At 65.9% G+C, this 17,148-nt stretch carries 11 protein-coding genes; 8 read left to right on the forward strand and 3 right to left on the reverse strand.

Annotated features, from left to right (window positions below; genetic code table 11):
• Window positions 1-1,551 (reverse strand): acetyl-CoA acetyltransferase, encoded by a 1,551-nt coding sequence (locus ACW17Z_RS01240; RefSeq protein ID WP_492057284.1) that lies wholly within the window; start codon window positions 1,549-1,551, stop codon window positions 1-3.
• A 236-nt stretch (window positions 1,552-1,787) separates the two neighbouring features.
• Between ACW17Z_RS01240 and ACW17Z_RS01245 the strand changes: the two genes are divergently transcribed.
• The 6 genes from ACW17Z_RS01245 (at window position 1,788) to parE (ending at window position 11,392) form a co-directional block, all read left to right on the forward strand.
• Window positions 1,788-2,126 carry a P-II family nitrogen regulator gene (locus ACW17Z_RS01245; RefSeq protein ID WP_035046431.1) on the forward strand — a complete coding sequence of 113 codons (339 nt, stop codon included), beginning with the start codon at window positions 1,788-1,790 and terminating at the stop codon, window positions 2,124-2,126.
• Between the two features lie 44 nt (window positions 2,127-2,170).
• On the forward strand, window positions 2,171-3,580 hold the full coding sequence (glnA, locus tag ACW17Z_RS01250; RefSeq protein WP_419316892.1) for a type I glutamate--ammonia ligase: 1,410 nt from the start codon (window positions 2,171-2,173) through the stop codon (window positions 3,578-3,580).
• Between the two features lie 303 nt (window positions 3,581-3,883).
• Window positions 3,884-6,067 (forward strand): TonB-dependent receptor, encoded by a 2,184-nt coding sequence (locus ACW17Z_RS01255; protein ID WP_492057285.1) that lies wholly within the window; start codon window positions 3,884-3,886, stop codon window positions 6,065-6,067.
• 270 nt (window positions 6,068-6,337) lie between these two features.
• A complete protein-coding gene (locus ACW17Z_RS01260) occupies window positions 6,338-7,807 on the forward strand; it encodes an amidohydrolase (RefSeq protein WP_492057286.1) in 1,470 nt (489 codons plus the stop codon).
• Window positions 7,807-9,159, forward strand: a complete 1,353-nt coding sequence (locus tag ACW17Z_RS01265) for an amidohydrolase family protein (protein WP_419316896.1) — start codon at window positions 7,807-7,809, stop codon at window positions 9,157-9,159. Before ACW17Z_RS01260 ends, ACW17Z_RS01265 begins: the two co-directional genes overlap by 1 nt.
• Before the next feature lie 139 nt (window positions 9,160-9,298).
• Window positions 9,299-11,392, forward strand: a complete 2,094-nt coding sequence (parE, locus tag ACW17Z_RS01270) for a DNA topoisomerase IV subunit B (RefSeq protein ID WP_419316897.1) — start codon at window positions 9,299-9,301, stop codon at window positions 11,390-11,392.
• A gap of 753 nt (window positions 11,393-12,145) precedes the next feature.
• On the opposite strand, the gene ACW17Z_RS01275 is transcribed toward parE, so the two are convergent.
• Complete coding sequence (locus tag ACW17Z_RS01275) at window positions 12,146-12,565, reverse strand: VOC family protein (RefSeq protein ID WP_492057287.1); 420 nt, start codon at window positions 12,563-12,565, stop codon at window positions 12,146-12,148.
• Between the two features lie 190 nt (window positions 12,566-12,755).
• On the opposite strand from ACW17Z_RS01275, the gene ACW17Z_RS01280 reads away from it, so the two are divergent.
• Window positions 12,756-13,181, forward strand: coding sequence for a hypothetical protein (locus tag ACW17Z_RS01280; protein WP_492057288.1), 426 nt, complete (start codon window positions 12,756-12,758; stop codon window positions 13,179-13,181).
• A 294-nt stretch (window positions 13,182-13,475) separates the two neighbouring features.
• The gene (locus ACW17Z_RS01285; RefSeq protein ID WP_492057289.1) at window positions 13,476-15,770 is read left to right on the forward strand and encodes a DEAD/DEAH box helicase; all 2,295 of its coding nucleotides are present in this window, start codon (window positions 13,476-13,478) and stop codon (window positions 15,768-15,770) included.
• Between the two features lie 145 nt (window positions 15,771-15,915).
• Here ACW17Z_RS01285 and ACW17Z_RS01290 read toward each other — a convergent pair whose 3' ends face one another.
• Window positions 15,916-17,097 carry a BaiN/RdsA family NAD(P)/FAD-dependent oxidoreductase gene (locus tag ACW17Z_RS01290; RefSeq protein WP_492057290.1) on the reverse strand — a complete coding sequence of 394 codons (1,182 nt, stop codon included), beginning with the start codon at window positions 17,095-17,097 and terminating at the stop codon, window positions 15,916-15,918.
• Between the last annotated feature and the right edge of the window lie 51 nt (window positions 17,098-17,148).

Consider the following 17,148-nt stretch of genomic DNA (forward strand, 5'->3'; position numbering starts at 1 on the left):
TCAATCCGGAACAAAAAGGTTGCGAACACCGTCGGGGTGCGGACCGACGACGCCGGTTCTGCCCACGCCTTCTCGGGCCTCGAGGTCCAGCAGGGTCTCGGGATCCTCGGGCGTGTGGGCCACGAAGCGTCGGCCGGCAGAGTCGCGGCCAATTACGATGCCCATGCGAACCCCTTCGCGGGCGTGGACAACGGTATAGGTCTCGATCACCGCCGGGCCGGTCGGGTGTTCGACGATCTCGGGATGCGGCAGCGCGTCGATCCGGTCCTGAATCCTGGAGGGCGCCTCGCGGACCCAGTCTCCCTCGACAGGTCTTGTCGAATAGATGCCGACCGACTGTTTGGTCAGGAACCAGCCATTGGCCGTGCAGAGCCCGTAGGCTCCGGGCTGGGCTCTGAGCCGCCCCATCATCTCGGCGATGGAATGCAGGGCGTAGTTGTTTCCTGGCCCTCCGAAATAAGGCAGGCCGCCGGTGACGGTCAGACCGCGCGGATCATCCAGCGCCAGGCCCAGCTCCTCGGCCGCCACCTCAACGGCGGACGGGAAGCAGGAATAGAGGTCGATGATGTCGATGTCGGACAGGCCGATGCCCGCCATCGCGAAGGCGCGCTCACCGGTCAGGCGAATGGCCGGACTGGAATGGAAATCCTGGCGGTCCATCGGGTACCAGAGATCAGCGGCGTCGGCGCAGCCGTGCAGATAGACCCACTTGTCTTCTGACACGCCCAGCTCGCGCGCCTTGCGGACGCTGCAGATCAGCACGGCGGCCGACTGATCCACCTCCATGATGGCGTTCAGATACTTGGGATAGGGAAAGCTGATCATCCGGTTGCGATCGGTGACCGTCACCAGCTCCTCCGGTGATCGCTCGACCGGGAACCAGGCATTGGGATTGCCGGCCGCGACCTTGCTGAACGGTGAGAACAGGCGTCCCAGCCGGGCCTGATGGTCTTCCAGAGACCGGCCGTCGCGGGCGCGCAACGCATTCTCGAACAGTGGATAGGTGTTGACGGGATAGCCCAGGCCGTGCGCGGCCTCCTGCGGCGTGACGCCGGGACGAGGATCGCCGATGCGAGCCGGGGGCTCGGCGATGTCATCGCCCCAGCCTTCGAAACCCAAGCCGCCCTTCAGACGCTTCATCAGCGAGCCGAGAAACTCGGCCCCCGTCACCAGGGCCATTTCGGTCTGGCCCTTGGCGATCCGCTCGCAGACGACATTGATCGCCTGCTGGGGGCTGTTGCCGCCGGTCTCGGTATAGACGCTCCATGCCGGCCCGGCGCCCAAGGCCCTGGCCAGGCTCGCGGGAGGATTGGCAAGGCGCGGCAAGGGAAGCTTCGAAAGCCCGCCCGGCGCGTCGATACTGAAAGCGATGACCGCCAACGCGTCGAGTTCGGCAAGAACCGACCCCAAGAGCCCTGCATCCTCAACAGCACGTTCCGCTGCAATCTTCAGCAGTTCGAGCGGTGACGGCGAGTTTTGGGTTTCTCCGCGGTAGGTGAACTGGCCAGCGCCGATCAAAACCGGTGTGTCGTCGCGCATGTTCGCCCCCATTCAAACGATTGTTGGGGGCGATCCTAGGGGTGAAACGGCGCTCTGCAAGGCCATTTGGTCAACAAACCTGCAGTGATCAATTTTCATGCTCGCGATGCGCAAATTTTGATCATCACCCTCGATCCGTCATCGGCGAGCCGCTTTCCGACCGTCGAAAGCTTGCGAGTCCCCCGGGCGGCGTGATCCGTGCCGCTCATCAAAGGCGCGGCGCGCCTGCGGGCCCGAAAGTGGAACCGATGAAGAAGATCGAAGCCATCATCAAGCCGTTCAAGCTGGATGAGGTGAAGGAGGCGCTCCAGGAGATGGGCGTCCAGGGCATGACCGTGCTCGAAGCCAAAGGCTATGGTCGCCAAAAGGGCCATACCGAGCTCTATCGCGGCGCTGAGTACGTCGTGGACTTCCTCCCCAAGATCAAGGTGGAGGTGGTCGTCGAGGACAGCCAGCTGGAACCCGCGCTGGAGGCCATCACCCGCGCCGCGCGCACCGGGCGCATCGGCGACGGCAAGATTTTCGTCTCGGAGATCGCGGAAGTCATCCGCATCCGAACCGGAGAAAGCGGCCCCGCGGCCGTCTAGCCGCGATCGGTCAAATATTACGAGGCTCAAGAAGGGGATACGGAATGAGCACCGCCAAGGAAATCCTGAACCTGATCAAGGAAAAGGACGTCAAATACGTTGACGTTCGCTTCACCGACGTTCGCGGCAAGATGCAGCACGTCACGTTCGACATCGATCTGGTCGATGACGACTTCCTCAACGACGGCACCATGTTCGACGGCTCGTCGATCGCCGGCTGGAAGGCCATCAACGAGTCGGACATGAAGCTGCGTCCCGACCTGACGACCGCCATCATCGACCCGTTCTATCAGCAGACGACCCTGGCGCTGTTCTGCGATGTGGTGAACCCCGACACCGGCACTCCCTACAATCGCGACCCCCGTTCGATCGCCAAGGCGGCCCTGAACTACGTCAAGGCTTCGGGTATCGGCGACAACGTGTTCTTCGGCCCTGAAGCCGAGTTCTTCATCTTCGACGACGTGAAGTGGGACACCCAGCCCAACAGCACCGGCTATTCGTTCGACTCCGTCGAACTGCCGGGCAACTCGGCCAAGACCTACGCCGAAGGCAACATGGGTCACCGCCCGGGTCCGAAGGGCGGCTATTTCCCGGTCAACCCGATCGACTCCGCTCAAGATCTGCGCGGCGAAATGCTGGCCGTCATGGGCGAGCTGGGCATGAAGCCGGAAAAGCACCACCACGAAGTGGCGCCCGCGCAGCACGAGCTTGGCCTGAAGTTCGACACCATGGTCGTGATGGCCGACCGTATGCAGCTCTACAAGTACGTGATCCACAACGTGGCGCACGCCTACGGCAAGACGGCGACCTTCATGGCCAAGCCGATGTTTGGCGACAACGGCTCGGGCATGCACGTGCACCAGTCGATCTGGCAGGACGGCAAGCCGCTGTTCGCAGGCGACAAGTACGCCGGCCTGTCGGACATGTGCCTGTGGTACATCGGCGGCATCATCAAGCACGCCAAGGCGATCAACGCGTTCTCGAACTCGACGACGAACTCGTACAAGCGCCTGGTGCCCGGCTACGAAGCCCCGGTGAAGCTGGCCTATTCGGCCCGTAACCGCTCGGCCTCGATCCGTATCCCGCACGTCGACTCGCCGAAGGCCAAGCGTCTGGAAGCCCGCTTCCCCGACCCGATGGGCAACCCCTATCTGACCTTCGTCGCGCTGCTGATGGCCGGCCTGGACGGCATCAACAACAAGATCGATCCGGGCGCGCCCGCCGACAAGAACCTCTACGACCTGCCCCCGCGCGAGCAGAAGAAGATCCCGGAAGTCTGCGGTTCGCTCCGTGAAGCTCTCGAGAACCTCGACAAGGACCGCGCCTTCCTGAAGGCCGGCGGCGTCATGGATGACGACTTCATCGACAGCTACATCGAGTTGAAGATGGAAGAAGTGATGCGTCTGCAACTGCACCCGCACCCTGTTGAATTCGACATGTACTACAAGTGCTAGGCTAAACTGAGTTTAGGACTGGGAATCCGGGCCGGAGAGAAATCTTCGGCCCTTTTCTTTTGGGCCTGATGACGCCATCTGCGCCGCAAACCTGGGAATGATTTATTACTTAGGGGCGCCGGCTGAACAAAATTGTCGCAACTCCGCAACAGAACCGACGCAATCCGTCCGAAGTGGGCGAAATCCCGTAGCGAACGATATCGCTGGAGCGTCAACTGGGCTTAACGCAGCGCAAACGGAAGCGACGTGAACGCCCACCGACAGAGTCGGCGTCATCAAGCTTGGTCAGCACAGGATCTCTCCATGCACACCTCCAGCCACCTCTTTCGCCGCGCCCTGCGCCTGTCTTGCGGCCTCGCCGCGCTCAGCATGGCCATCGCCACCGCCCCGGCCGTCCTGGCTCAGGAAACCCAAGTCGGCGAAGTGATCGTCACCGCCCAGAAGCGCAGCGAAAACCTGCAGGACGTGCCGGTTTCGGTAACCGCCCTTGCTGGCGAGCGCCTGCAGTCGACCTTCGCCGCTGGCGACGACATCCTGGCCCTCTCGGCCAAGGCTCCAGGCCTGTACGCTGAATCCTCCAACGGCCGCGCCGCACCGCGTTTCTACATCCGCGGTCTGGGCAACGCTGATTTCGACCTGGCCGCCTCGCAGCCGGTCTCGATCATCCAGGACGACGTGGTGCTGGAAAATGTGGTGCTGAAGAGCTCGCCGATTTACGACATCGAGCAAGTCGAAGTCCTGCGCGGCCCGCAAGGCACGCTGTTTGGTCGCAACACCACGGCCGGCATCGTCAAGTTTGGCTCCATCAAGCCGAGTGAAGACACCAAGGCCCGCGCGGCGGTCTCCTACGGCAGCTTCAACACCATGACCCTCGACGGCGGCTTCGGTGGGGCGCTGATTCCCGGCAAGGTGGCGGCGCGCGCTTCGGTGCTGGTCCAGCATCGCGACGACTACATCAACAACGCCTTCACGAAGAAGAAGGACGCCCTGGGCGGCTTCGACGAAAAGGCGGCGCGCCTGCAGGTGCTGTTCACGCCGACCGAGGCGTTCTCGGCCCTGTTCAACGTTCATGGCCGCGACCTCGACGGCACGTCGGCCACGTTCCGCGCCAACGTCCTGACCAAGGGCTCCAACAAGCTCAACGCCAACTATGACCGCAAGACGGTCTATTTCGACGCCGGCGCGGGCAACCCCCAGAAGTACAAGGGCTGGGGCACTTCGGCCAACATCGGCTACGACTTCGGTGACGTCACCCTTACCTCGATCACCGCTTACGAAGAGACCCATGGTTCAAGCCGTGGCGATATCGACGGCGGCAATCTGACGGGCCCGGGCTTCATCCCGTTCCCCTCGGAAAGCACCGATGGCATCAAGCAGCTGGACCAGATCACTCAGGAACTGCGCCTGGCCAGCGACACCGATGGCCCGCTGAGCTGGCAGGTCGGCGGCTTCTACTTCGACTCCAGCTATCAGATCCGCACGGATCCGGGTTTTGCCCCTGCGACCACGCTGGAGCAGAACAACAAGTCGTGGGCCGTGTTCGGCCAGGCCTCATATGATGTCACCGAAGCCTTCACCCTGACTGGCGGCCTGCGCTACACCAGCGATGAAAAGGACATGCGGGTCATTTCTGGCCCCAATCCCGTCGCGCCGGTGTCGGTCTCCGACGAGAAGGTCAGCTGGGACCTCAGCGCGTTTTACGACGTCGCAGAGAATGTCAGCGTCTACGGCAAGGTCGCCTCGGGCTTCCGCGGTCCGTCGATCCAGGGCCGCGACATCGCCTTCTTCTCGCCGGCCTCGGTCGCCCAGTCTGAAACCATCATGTCCTATGAAGTCGGCCTGAAGAGCGAACTGATGGACCGCCGCGTCCGTCTGAACGGCGCGCTGTTCACCTACACGATCGATGATCCGCAATTCAGCGCCGTCGGCGGTGGCTCCAACTCCAACCGCCTGATCAATGCCAAGAAGGGCGAGGCCTACGGCATCGAACTGGACGGCGAATTTGTCGTCACCGAAAACCTCGTCCTGACGGCTGGCTACAGCTACGCCAAGACGGAAATCAAGGACTCGACCTTGGCGACGGCCACGTGCGCGCAGTGCACGGTCACCGATCCGCTGAACGCAAAGGGTCAGGCCCTGATCAACGGCAACCCCTTCCCCAACGCTCCGGAATACACCTTTGACGTCACGGCCCGCTACAGCGTGCCCTTCGGCGCCGATGGTGAGCTGTTTGCCTACACCGACTGGAAGGTGCAGGGCATGACGAACTTCTTCCTCTATGAATCCAAGGAGTTCTACAGCAAGGGCGACTTCGAAGGCGGCCTGAAGCTCGGCTACGCCAAGCTGGACGGCGCGTGGGAAGCTGCGGTGTTTGCCCGCAACATCACCGACGAGGACAACCTCAAAGGCGCGATCGACTTCAATAACAACACCGCCTTCGTCAACGAACCGCGCGTCATCGGCGTGTCGCTGAACGTGAAGATGTAGTCGAACCCTTCATTGGGAACGACCAGGGCCGCGGAGCAATCCGCGGCCCTTTTTCATGGTCAGGCCCCGGGAAGGTCGACACAGACGACGGGTACGGTCTCGCAGCGCTGCCCAAAGCCCGTCATGTTCGTCGAACCCAACGCCTGATGACGCGACCCGCGTCCGACGAAAGACAATTTTCGCAGTTCCGGCGATACGGGGCGCCACCTCTCTTGATTGGGATAGATTTTTCGTCTGTCCTGCCCGCCTGTTCGAGAGTCGGGGTTTTTCATGATGGGATGGCGTCACACGGCTGCGGCCGTAAGCTTGCTCGCGCTGGGTCTTTCGGCCTGCGCGACCACGAGCGGAGCCGGCGCCAAGCCCGGCGGAACGACGGCCAAGCCGGCCGAAAAAGTCGAGAACAAGCCGTTGCCCAAGGGGCTGGACGGCTCGACCTCCTCGGGCTTCCCATCGACCTACATGCCCCTGCCCTCGCGGGCCACGGCGATCGTCGGCGCGACGGTGCTGACGGCGACCGGCCAGCAGATCGAGAACGGCGTCGTGTTCGTCTCCGGCGGCAAGATCATCTCGGTCGGCGGCCCTGAAACGCCGATCCCGGCCGATGTCGCGGTCATTGACGCCAAGGGCAAATGGCTGACCCCCGGCATCATCGACGCCCACAGCCACCTGGGCGTCTATCCCTCGCCTGGCGTCCAGGCCAGGTCGGATGGCAACGAAGCGACCGATCCCAATACCTCACAGGTCTGGTCCGAGCACTCTGTCTGGCCGCAGGATCCCGGCTTCAACCGGGCGCGGGCCGGCGGCGTGACCACGCTGCAGATCCTTCCCGGCTCGGCCAACCTGTTTGGCGGTCGCTCGGTGACGCTGAAAAACGTGCCCTCGATCACCATGCAGGGCATGAAATTTCCGGGCGCGCCCTACGGCCTGAAAATGGCCTGCGGCGAGAACCCCAAGCGCGTTTACGGCAGCAAGAGCCGCGCGCCGGCGACAGCGATGGGCAACGTGGCCGGCTTCCGCGCGGCCTGGATCGACGCCGCCGACTACGCCCGCAAATGGGACGACTATCGCGGCAAGAAGGAAAAGGGCGAGAAGGCTGATCCGCCCAAGCGCGACCTGAAGCTCGAGACCCTGGCTGGCGTTCTGAAGGGCGAGATCCTGGTCCAGAACCACTGCTATCGCGGCGACGAAATGGCGGTGATGATCGATATCGCCAGGGAGTTTGGCTACAAGATCACGATGTTCCACCACGCCATCGAGTCCTACAAGGTGGGCGCTCTGCTGGCCAAGGAAGACATCTGCTCGGCCACCTGGGCCTCGTGGACCGGCTTCAAGATGGAAAGCCTGGACGGCATCGATTCCAACGCCGCCATCCTCTGGAAGGCCGGCGCCTGCGTCGTCATCCACTCCGACGATCCGATCATGACCCAGCGCCTGAACCAGGAAGCGGCCCTCGCCATGACGGCCGGCAACCGTCTGGGCTACGGCATCACGCGCGCCGAGGCGATCAAGTGGATCACCGCCAATCCGGCCAAGGCCATGGGCATCGGTGACAAGACCGGCGCGATCGAGCCCGGCAAGGCCGCCGACCTGGTGCTGTGGAGCCGCGATCCGTTCAGCGTCTATGCCCTGGCCGAGAAGGTCTATGTCGACGGCGCCCTGACCTATGATCGTCACGATCCCCGCTACCAGCCCAAGTCCGACTTCGAGCTTGGCCAAACCGGCCAGGGAGCGTTCAACTGATGATCCGGTCCTTCCTCCTTACAGGCGCCGCCTTCGCGGCCCTGGCCGCCCCGGCCACGGCCCAGACCATCGCCATCACCAACGCCCGGCTTGAGCCGATCAGCGGACCAGCCATCGCCTCGGGCACAATCGTCCTGCGTGACGGCAAGATCGTCGCTCTGGGCGCGGGCGTCACCGCTCCAGCCGGGGCGACCGTCATTGACGCCAAGGGCGGGGTTGTTACCCCCGGCCTGATCGCGCCGTCGTCCAACCTGACCGCCTCCGAGATCGGCGGCGTCAAGGAGACCCGCGACGACGGCACCGGCACGGCGCTGTCGGCGGCCTTCGACATCGCCTACAGCGTCAATCCGGCCTCGCCGATGATCGGCCTGGCCCGCGACGGCGGCGTCACCGCCTCGGCCGTAACCCCCGTCCTGTCGGGAACCGGCGGCGGCGCTCACGAGCATGCCGACGACGGTGTCGTGGAGGAGATGACAGCCGGCGCTTCCGGCTCGGGCGATCCGCCCCTGTTCGGCGGCCAGGCGGCGTTCGTCCGTCTGCAGGCCGGCGATCCGGATGTTGTTGAGGCCTCCAGGCTGGCCGTCACGGTCTCGCTGGGCGAATCCGGGGCCCGCGCGGCCGGCGGTTCGCGCGGCGCCGTGATCGTGCTGATCAAGTCGGCCCTGGAAGACGCCCGCGCCTTCGCCCGCAACCGCGCCGCCTTCGAACAGGGCGCGACCCGCGACTACGGCCTCTCGCGTCTGGACCTCCAGGCCCTGGTCCCGGTCGTGCAGGGCAAGACCCCGCTGCTCGTCCGCGTCCACCGCGCTTCCGACATCCGCCTGGCGCTCAAGCTGGCGGCCGAGGAGAAGATCAAGATCATCCTGGAAGGCGCCGAGGAAGGCTGGGTCGTGGCGGCCGAGATCGCCAAGGCCGGCGTGCCCGTGATCGTCGACACCCAGGCCGATCTGCCCGACAGCTTCGAGACCCTGGGCTCGCGCCTCGACAACGCCGCCCGGCTCAATGCCGCCGGCGTCATGGTGGCGATCAACGGCGCGCGGGACTTCAACAACCTGCGTCAGGAACGCCTCAACGCCGGCCTCGCCGTGGCTAACGGCCTGCCGTACGCGGCAGGCTTGGCCTCGGTGACGCTGAACCCCGCGAAGATCTGGGGCATGGACGGCAAGATCGGCTCGCTTGAAGTTGGCAAGGCCGCCGACATCGTCCTGTGGACCGGTGATCCTCTGGAAACCACCAGCTGGGCCGACAAGGTGTTCATCGCCGGCGTCGAGCAGCCGAAGGACAGCCGCCAGACCCAGCTGCGCGACCGCTATGCGGCGCCCGACAACGGCCTGCCGGTGGCTTACCGCTAGGGACTGTAAGGGTCCTCCCCCTGAAACGGGGGAGGACTTCCCTCCCCAACGATTTCGCCACCCGCGACGACACGCCTCTTTTCACCGGACTCCTGGAAGCCCATACGGGGCTTCCACAGAATCGACGCATGTTCCCGTAATGTCCGCCAAAGACGACCTGCCCCCGCTTTCCCTGTTCGACGACGCTCTGGCGCCGCCGCCCGCCGCGCCGCTGCCGGCCCGGGAGCCTCATGTCGAGGCCCCTGCTCGCGCCGCTGCGCCGCCGCCGCCATCGGCCAGCCCGGCGTCGGCCCTGTCCTCGAGCGGCTATACCGCTAGCGACATCGAGGTGCTGGAAGGCCTGGAGCCGGTCCGCAAGCGGCCGGGCATGTATATCGGCGGCACCGACGAGCGGGCCCTGCACCACCTGTTCGCCGAAGTGCTGGACAACTCGATGGACGAGGCCGTAGCCGGCTTCGCCAAGACCATCGAGGTCAAGCTCGACGCCGACGGCTTCCTGTCGGTCAAGGACGACGGCCGGGGCATGCCGGTCGACCCGCACCCCAAGCACCCCGGCAAGTCGGCGCTGGAGGTCATCATGACCGTCCTGCACGCCGGCGGTAAGTTCAGCGGCAAGGCCTATGAGACCTCCGGCGGCCTGCACGGCGTCGGCGCCAGCGTCGTCAACGCCCTGTCGGAGCTGGTCGAGGTTACCGTCTGGCGCGACGGCTTCGAGCACCTGCAGACCTTTTCGCGCGGCAAGCCGCTGGGTCCGGTCGAGAAGATCGGCCCCAGCAAGAAGCGCGGCACCATGGTGCGCTTCAAGCCCGACGACGAGATCTTCGGCGAAGGGACCAATTTCAAGCCGGCGCGCCTGTACCGCATGGCCCGTTCCAAGGCCTATCTGTTTCGCGGCGTGCAGATCAAATGGTCCTGCGCCGCCGAGCGCATTCAGGATCAGACCCCCGCCGAGGCCGTCTTCCACTTCCCCAATGGCCTGGCCGACTTCCTGGCCGAGCGCACCAAGGGCCTGGAAACCGTCACGCCCGAAAGCTTCGCCGGCCGCATTGAGCGCCAGGGCGAGGCCGGCGCGGTCGAATGGGCCATCGCCTGGACCCCGCGTGGTTTCGGCGAGCATGACGGCTTCATGCAGTCCTACTGCAACACCGTGCCCACCCCCGAAGGCGGCACCCATGAGAGCGGCCTGCGCGCCGCCCTGACCCGGGGCCTCAAGGCTTACGCCGAACTCAAGGGCGAGAAGCGGGCGGCGATCATCACCGCCGACGACGTCATCGCCCAGGCCGGCGCCCTGATCTCGGTGTTCATCCGCAACCCGGAATTCCAGGGCCAGACCAAGGAAAAACTGTCCTCCTCCGAAGCCCAGCGCTTCGTGGAAGCGGCGCTGCGCGACCCGTTCGACCACTGGCTGACCGCCTCGCCCAAGAGCGCCCAGGCCCTGCTCGACTTCGTGGTCGAGCGCGCCGAGGAACGCCTCAAGCGCCGCAAGGACAAGGAAGTCTCCCGCGCCTCGGCGACCCGCAAGCTGCGCCTGCCCGGCAAGCTGGCCGACTGCGCCGGCGGCGCGGTCGATGGCGCCGAGCTGTTCATCGTCGAAGGCGACAGCGCCGGCGGCTCGGCCAAACAGGCCCGCAACCGCAAGAACCAGGCGATCCTGCCCCTGCGCGGCAAGATCCTCAATGTCGCCTCGGCCACCGGCGAGAAGATGAGCGCCAACAAGGAGCTGTCGGACCTGATGCTGGCCCTGGGCGCCCAGGGCGGCAACAAGTATCGCGAGGAAGATCTGCGCTACGAGCGGATCATCATCATGACCGACGCCGACGTCGACGGCGCCCACATCGCCTCGCTGCTGATCACCTTCTTCTACCGCACCATGCCCGAGCTGATCCGCGGCGGGCACCTGTTCCTGGCCCTGCCGCCGCTGTATCGCATCAGCCACGGCGGCAAGAGCGCCTATGCCCGCGACGACGCCCACAAGGACGAGCTGCTGGCCACGATGTTCAAGGGCAAGAAGCCCGAGATCGGCCGCTTCAAGGGTCTGGGCGAGATGATGGCCGCCCAGCTGAAGGAAACCACCATGGACCCCGCCGTCCGCACCCTGGCGCGGGTGACGCTGCCGCGTTCAGAAGAAGCGGTTGAGTCGCTGGTGGAGACCCTGATGGGGCGCAAGCCCGAGCTGCGGTTCCGGTTCATCCAAGAGAACGCCGAGTTCGCGGTGGCGGATCTGGACGTCTGATCTCGATCCTCCCCCGCTGGGGGAGGTGGCCCGGAGGGCCGGAGGGGGCAAGCTGGGCGAACGCCACATTGGCCCCCTCAGTCGCTCCGCGACAGCTCCCCCAGAGGGGGAGCAGCTACGGCTTCGCGACCTCGCGCGGGAACCGCCGAGTTGATGAAAAGGGTCGCGGAGCGTCCGGACCACGTCCGGATGAGTGAGTAGCAAATACCGTTTCGACGAAGCCGTCCGCTCCGCGTGACTGTTATCCGTCAGCGTCCCGTCAGGTGGCCCTGTTCAGGCCTTACCGGGAGCCGGTCTCTCGCGTTTCCGCGAGGAACCGGCGGTCGAGGCGGGCGAGCCAAGCAAATGACTAATGAACACACCCGTCTGTCCTCATCCACGCCGACGGCGGGCGGGTCCCGCAACGCCGGGATCCCCGGACCGGTCGAGTATCCCCCTCGACCCCAGTCCCGCTCGATCACACCCCGCCGCCGCAATGGTCGCTGGCCTTGCGCCCTTTCCTCGCGACGAGGTGGGTACAGAATACGGGAGGTTTTACGGGGGCTGCGTCGATTGTCTGGGCGCCCGTACAAGTCCTCCCCCTAGCGGGGGAGGTGATCGCGCAGCGATCGGAGGGGGAAGTCCCGCTGAATCAATGCGGTGTTCCCCCACCGGCCTCCGGCCGCCTCCCCCTTCAGGGGGAGGACTTGGGGCGTCTATCCCCGTGCCTGTCCGGGGACGGCGCGATCCCGATCCCCGTTGGCCACCCTCACCTCACCCCTTCGGCGTCGCGCCGATCGACCAGGTGAACCCGAACGGATCGCGCAGCAGACCGTAGCGGTCGCCCCAGAACTGCACCTCGACCGGCTTGGTCGCCACGCAACCCGCGGCGACGGCGCGGTCGAACCAGGCGTCGGCGTCATCGACCTGAAGGTGCAGGGTCAGCGCCGCCGGCGTCTGGGCGGGATGGCCAAACTCGGGAAAGCCGTCGGACAGCATCAGGGAATCGCCGTTGATCTTCAGGGCGCAGTGCATCACCCGCTTGCCGTCCTGGGCGGGAATGCGACCCATTTCCTGGGCGCCGAAGGCCGCCTTGTAAAAATCGATGGCGGCGGCCGCGCCTTCGCCGCCAACGCAGATATAGGGCGCCAGGCCGGTGGTCGGGCCGCGCTGTTCGGCGGTCATGTCGGTCATGTCGAACTCCTTGCTGAAACAGGCCGGCTGTCCGCGCCGCCCCCGCGACTAGGACGAGCAGGTTTCCAACAAACCGACAGTCAGGCCAGAATTATTCGCCGCGCCCCTCATCGAGGCTCCGCTGTTGACTCTCGAATTTACTGGCGTAATTCTCTGAAAATCTTACGTTCGTAATCCACTGGAGACCCTCATGCGCCTCATCACCCTATCAGCCGCCGCCGCGCCGCTGCTGCTCGCCACGCCCGCCCTCGCCGCCGACCGCCTGACCGTGGGCGACGTGTTCGGAAACGCCGCCGCGCCGGTGCAGTTGATCATCCTGCTGCTGGCGGCCGCCTTCGTCGCCGCGCCTGTTTTGCTGGTCATCCGACGTCCGGCCGCCCTTTCGGCCCTGGCCAAGGGCGCGCCGCTGCTGGCGGGTGCGGCCGCCCTGTTCACCCTGCTGGCCGGCGCCGTCGGGATCGCCAACAGCCCGGTCGTTCCGTCGCTGACGGTGCTGGCGCCGGGGTTGGCTGAAATGCTGTTCCTGATGGTCCTGGGCCTGCTGGCGACCTTCTCGGCCGTGGTCTGCCGTGAACTGGCCAAGCCGCGTTCGCACGGCGTCACCGCCGCGGAATAGACGTTGAAAGGGCGCGGGGCGGCTCGGTTCCGCGCTCGCGCCCTGCCCTCGCCCCTGCGGCGAATCCGCCGCACACGGTGGGAATTTCCGGGGCGCCCTTGCAATCCCGACCAATTTAGCCTCCTAAAGCGGCCCGCAGACCCCTTTTCGCCCGCGCCTCTTCGGCAAGGCGGCCAAAAGGGTCTATATTTCACGAGATAAGACCAAGAACACGGTCCATTTGGGGGTCGTATTTGGTCGTGGCGCGGGCCGCACGTGTGTGTGTGCCGTCCGCTTGAACCGAATTGGACCTATATGCCCTTCCCCGCCTCCCACCCCGCTCTTGAGCGGGCACTAGCTGCTCAGGGTTATGCTGAGCCCACCCCCGTCCAGGCCGCCGTGCTGGAAGAAGAAGCCGTCGGCCGCGACCTGCTGGTCAGCGCCCAGACCGGCTCGGGCAAGACCGTGGCCTTTGGCTTGGCCGCCGCCACCACCCTGCTGGGCGACGCCGAAAAGTTCTCCAAGGCCGGCCCGCCGATGTGCCTGGTCATCGCCCCGACCCGCGAACTGGCCATCCAGGTCAATCGCGAGCTGACGTGGCTGTACGCCGACGCCGGCGCCGTGGTCGTCAACTGCGTGGGCGGCATGGACGCTCGCCGCGAGCAGCGGGCCCTGAACTGGGGCGCCCACATCGTGGTCGGCACCCCCGGCCGTCTGCGCGACCACATCGAGCGCGGCCACCTGGACCTGTCTGAGCTGAAGGTCGCCGTCCTCGACGAGGCCGACGAGATGCTCGACATGGGTTTCCGCGAAGACCTGGAATTCATCCTCGACGCCGCCCCGGCCGAGCGCCGCACCCTGCTGTTCTCGGCCACCCTGGCGCGCGAGATCGTGCAGCTGGCCAAAAGCTATCAGAACGACGCCCTGCGCATCGACACCGTCGGCCGCAACGAACCGCACCGCGATATCGAATATCGCGCCGTGCGGGTCGCGCCCAACGAGATCGAGCACGCGATCGTCAACCTGCTGCGCTATTTCGAAAGCCCCGGCGCCCTGGTGTTCTGCAACACCCGCGAAAGCGTCCGCGCCATGCACTCCAAGCTGCGCGAGCGCGGCTTCGCTGTGGTCGGCCTGTCGGGCGAGCTGTCGCAACGTGAACGCGCCGACGCCCTGCAAGCCCTGCGCGACGGCCATGCCCGCGTCTGCGTCGCCACCGACGTCGCCGCGCGCGGTCTCGACCTGCCAGACCTCGGTCTGGTCATCCACGCCGAACTGCCGGTCAACAAGGCCACCCTGCTGCACCGTTCGGGCCGCACTGGCCGGGCCGGCAAGAAGGGCGTCAGCGCCCTGGTCGTGCCCTATACCCGTCGTCGCAAGGCCGAGCAGCTGCTGATGGCCGCCGGCGTCGAAGGTCACTGGGGCGGCGCCCCGACCGCCGACGAGATCCGCGTCAAGGACACCGAGCGCCTGCTCGACGATCCGATCTTCTCCGAGGTCTCGACCGAGGAAGACGCGGCCCTGGCTGAAGTGATGCTGGAAAAGCGCACGCCGCTGGAACTAGCCTCGGCGCTGATCCGCACCCGCCGCGCCAAGCTGCCGGCCCCCGAAGAAATCTATGACGACCCGCGCCACGGCGCCGATCCGGGCCCGCGCAGCCGCGAGCCGCGTGAATTTGGCGGCGAACAACGCGACTTCGGCGGTGACCGCCCCGAGCGCGAGCCGCGCAGCGACATGAACGGCGCCGAGTGGTTCCGCCTCAACACCGGCCGTCGCAACAACGCCGACCCCAAGTGGCTGATCCCGCTGATCTGCCGTCTGGGCCACGTGACCAAGAAGGATATCGGCTCGATCCGGATCTTCGACTACGACACCAAGTTCGAGATCTCGGCCGAAGCGGCGGTAAAGTTCGGCGCGGCGGTTCAGGCCACCGTCCGTGACGACGTCGCCATCACCCCGACGGCGGCTCCGGCCGCGCGCGACAGCGGTCCGCGCAAGGAATATGCGCCGCGTCCGCCTCGCGACGACGACGCGCCGCGTGAATACAAGCCGCGCCCCCCCCGCGACGACGCTCCCCGCGCCCCGCGCGCCAATGCGCCGGGCTCGCGCGACCACACCCCGCGTCCCTCGACCTATGGCGACGACGGCTTCAGCAACGCCAAGCCGTACGGCAAGGGCGAAGAGCCCAAGGGCGACTATAAGGCTCGCCCGCCTCGCGACCGCGACAACGCCGCGCCGCGTGACTTCAAGCCGCGCACCGAGTTCAAGCGCGACGATGCTCCGCGCGACTTCAAGCCGCGCGCGCCGCGTGACGATGCCCCGCGTCCCTACTCGCCGACCGATTCCGAAGGCGGCGCCAAGCGCGCCTACAAGCCGCGCACAGAAGGCCGCGATGACGGTCCCAAGCGCGACTTCAAGCCCCGCGCGGGCGCAGCGCCCAAGGCGTTTGGCGCGCCCAAGGCGTTCGGCGAAAAGGCTTCGGGTCCGCAGACCACCTATACGGCCAAGCCGCGCGGCGAGGGTCCCGCCAAGCCGTTCAAGGGCCCCAAGCCCTTCAAGGCCAAGGGCTTCGACGGCGGCAAGCCGGCGGGTAAGCCCTTCAAGAAGAAGTAGTTCTGGAAAAGGCCTCTCTTCGGAGAGGCCTTTTTCTTTGGTCGCCCTGAGCATTTTCGAGCGAAGCGGACGCCGGTTCGCGTGAAGAAAATGCGTTAAAACAAGGAGCTAGAGCCCGACCTGACGAAGTCAGGGCGACAGGGCTCTAGACCGCCTGCCCGGCGCTCCAGCCCGACGCCCAGGCCCACTGGAAATTGAAGCCGCCTAGCCAGCCGGTGACATCCACCACCTCGCCGATGAAATAGAGGCCCGGAACCTCCTTGGCCTGCAGCGTGCGCGAGTCGAGGTCATTGGTGTCGACCCCGCCCAGGGTGACTTCCGCCGTGCGGTAGCCTTCCGAGCCGACCGGCTTGAAGGTCCAGGCGTTGACCGCTGCAGCCAGACGACCCAGCACCTTGTCCGAACAGTCGGCGATATTGCCTTGCGCGCCCTCGTCGTCGGAGACGATCTGGGCCACGCGCTGCGGCAAAAGGGTGGCCATCACGGTCGAGACCGCCCGGCGCGGCGTGGCGGTGCGCGCCGCCTTCAGGGCGGCCAGGGCGTCGACGCCCGGCGCCATGTCGACCCGGATCTCGTCGCCTTCCCGCCAATAGGACGAGATCTGCAGGATCGAGGGCCCCGACAGGCCGCGGTGGGTGAACAGCATGCCTTCCTGGAACTTCGTCTTGCCGTGGGCGACCACGGCGTCCAGGGCCACGCCCGACAGCGGGACCAGGCGTTCCAGCGTCTTGACCTCGAAGGTCAGGGGCACCAGCGCCGGGCGAGTCTCGACAACGCCCACCCCGAACTGTTTGGCGATCTCATAGCCCAGACCCGTCGCGCCCATCTTGGGGATCGACTTGCCGCCGCAGGCCACCACCAGAGACTGGCAGCGCACATTGGCGCCGCTGGACAGGGCCAGCTCGAAGCCGCTCTCGACCTTGGCGATCCGGTCGACGCCGGTTTCCAGCCGCAGTTCGCAGCGCGCGGCCTTCATCTCGGTCAGCAGCATGGTGATGATCTGCATGGCCGAGCCGTCGCAGAACAGCTGGCCCAGCGTCTTCTCGTGATAGGCGATAGCGTATTTGTCGACCAGGGCGATGAAGTCGCGCGGCCGATAGCGGCGCAGGGCCGAGACACAGAACTTGGGATTGGCCGACAGGAAATTGGCCGCCGTGGCGTGGATGTTGGTGAAGTTGCACCGTCCGCCGCCACTGATGCGGATCTTCTCGCCAGGGGCCTTGGCATGATCGACGACCAGCACGGAACGCCCGCGCTTGCCCGCCTCGATCGCGCACATCATGCCGGCAGCGCCGGCTCCGATCACCAAGACATCGAACTGTTCCATCGCGTCCTTCCATAGGAGCCGCCCGAGGAAGTCAATCAAACGCCGCGCTGA

It is taken from the genome of Caulobacter sp. GSs2, from assembly GCF_058680895.1.

Bases quoted from the DNA above. Each gene is read 5' to 3' on its own strand.
- ACW17Z_RS01285 (WP_492057289.1), top strand. From the start codon at position 13,476: ATGCCCTTCCCCGCCTCCCACCCCGCTCTTGAGCGGGCACTAGCTGCT.
- parE (WP_419316897.1), top strand. From the start codon at position 9,299: ATGTCCGCCAAAGACGACCTGCCCCCGCTTTCCCTGTTCGACGACGCT.
- ACW17Z_RS01255 (WP_492057285.1), top strand. From the start codon at position 3,884: ATGCACACCTCCAGCCACCTCTTTCGCCGCGCCCTGCGCCTGTCTTGC.
- ACW17Z_RS01245 (WP_035046431.1), top strand. From the start codon at position 1,788: ATGAAGAAGATCGAAGCCATCATCAAGCCGTTCAAGCTGGATGAGGTG.
- ACW17Z_RS01260 (WP_492057286.1), top strand. From the start codon at position 6,338: ATGATGGGATGGCGTCACACGGCTGCGGCCGTAAGCTTGCTCGCGCTG.
- ACW17Z_RS01265 (WP_419316896.1), top strand. From the start codon at position 7,807: ATGATCCGGTCCTTCCTCCTTACAGGCGCCGCCTTCGCGGCCCTGGCC.
- ACW17Z_RS01280 (WP_492057288.1), top strand. From the start codon at position 12,756: ATGCGCCTCATCACCCTATCAGCCGCCGCCGCGCCGCTGCTGCTCGCC.
- ACW17Z_RS01240 (WP_492057284.1), bottom strand. From the start codon at position 1,551: ATGGGGGCGAACATGCGCGACGACACACCGGTTTTGATCGGCGCTGGC.
- glnA (WP_419316892.1), top strand. From the start codon at position 2,171: ATGAGCACCGCCAAGGAAATCCTGAACCTGATCAAGGAAAAGGACGTC.
- ACW17Z_RS01290 (WP_492057290.1), bottom strand. From the start codon at position 17,097: ATGGAACAGTTCGATGTCTTGGTGATCGGAGCCGGCGCTGCCGGCATG.
- ACW17Z_RS01275 (WP_492057287.1), bottom strand. From the start codon at position 12,565: ATGACCGACATGACCGCCGAACAGCGCGGCCCGACCACCGGCCTGGCG.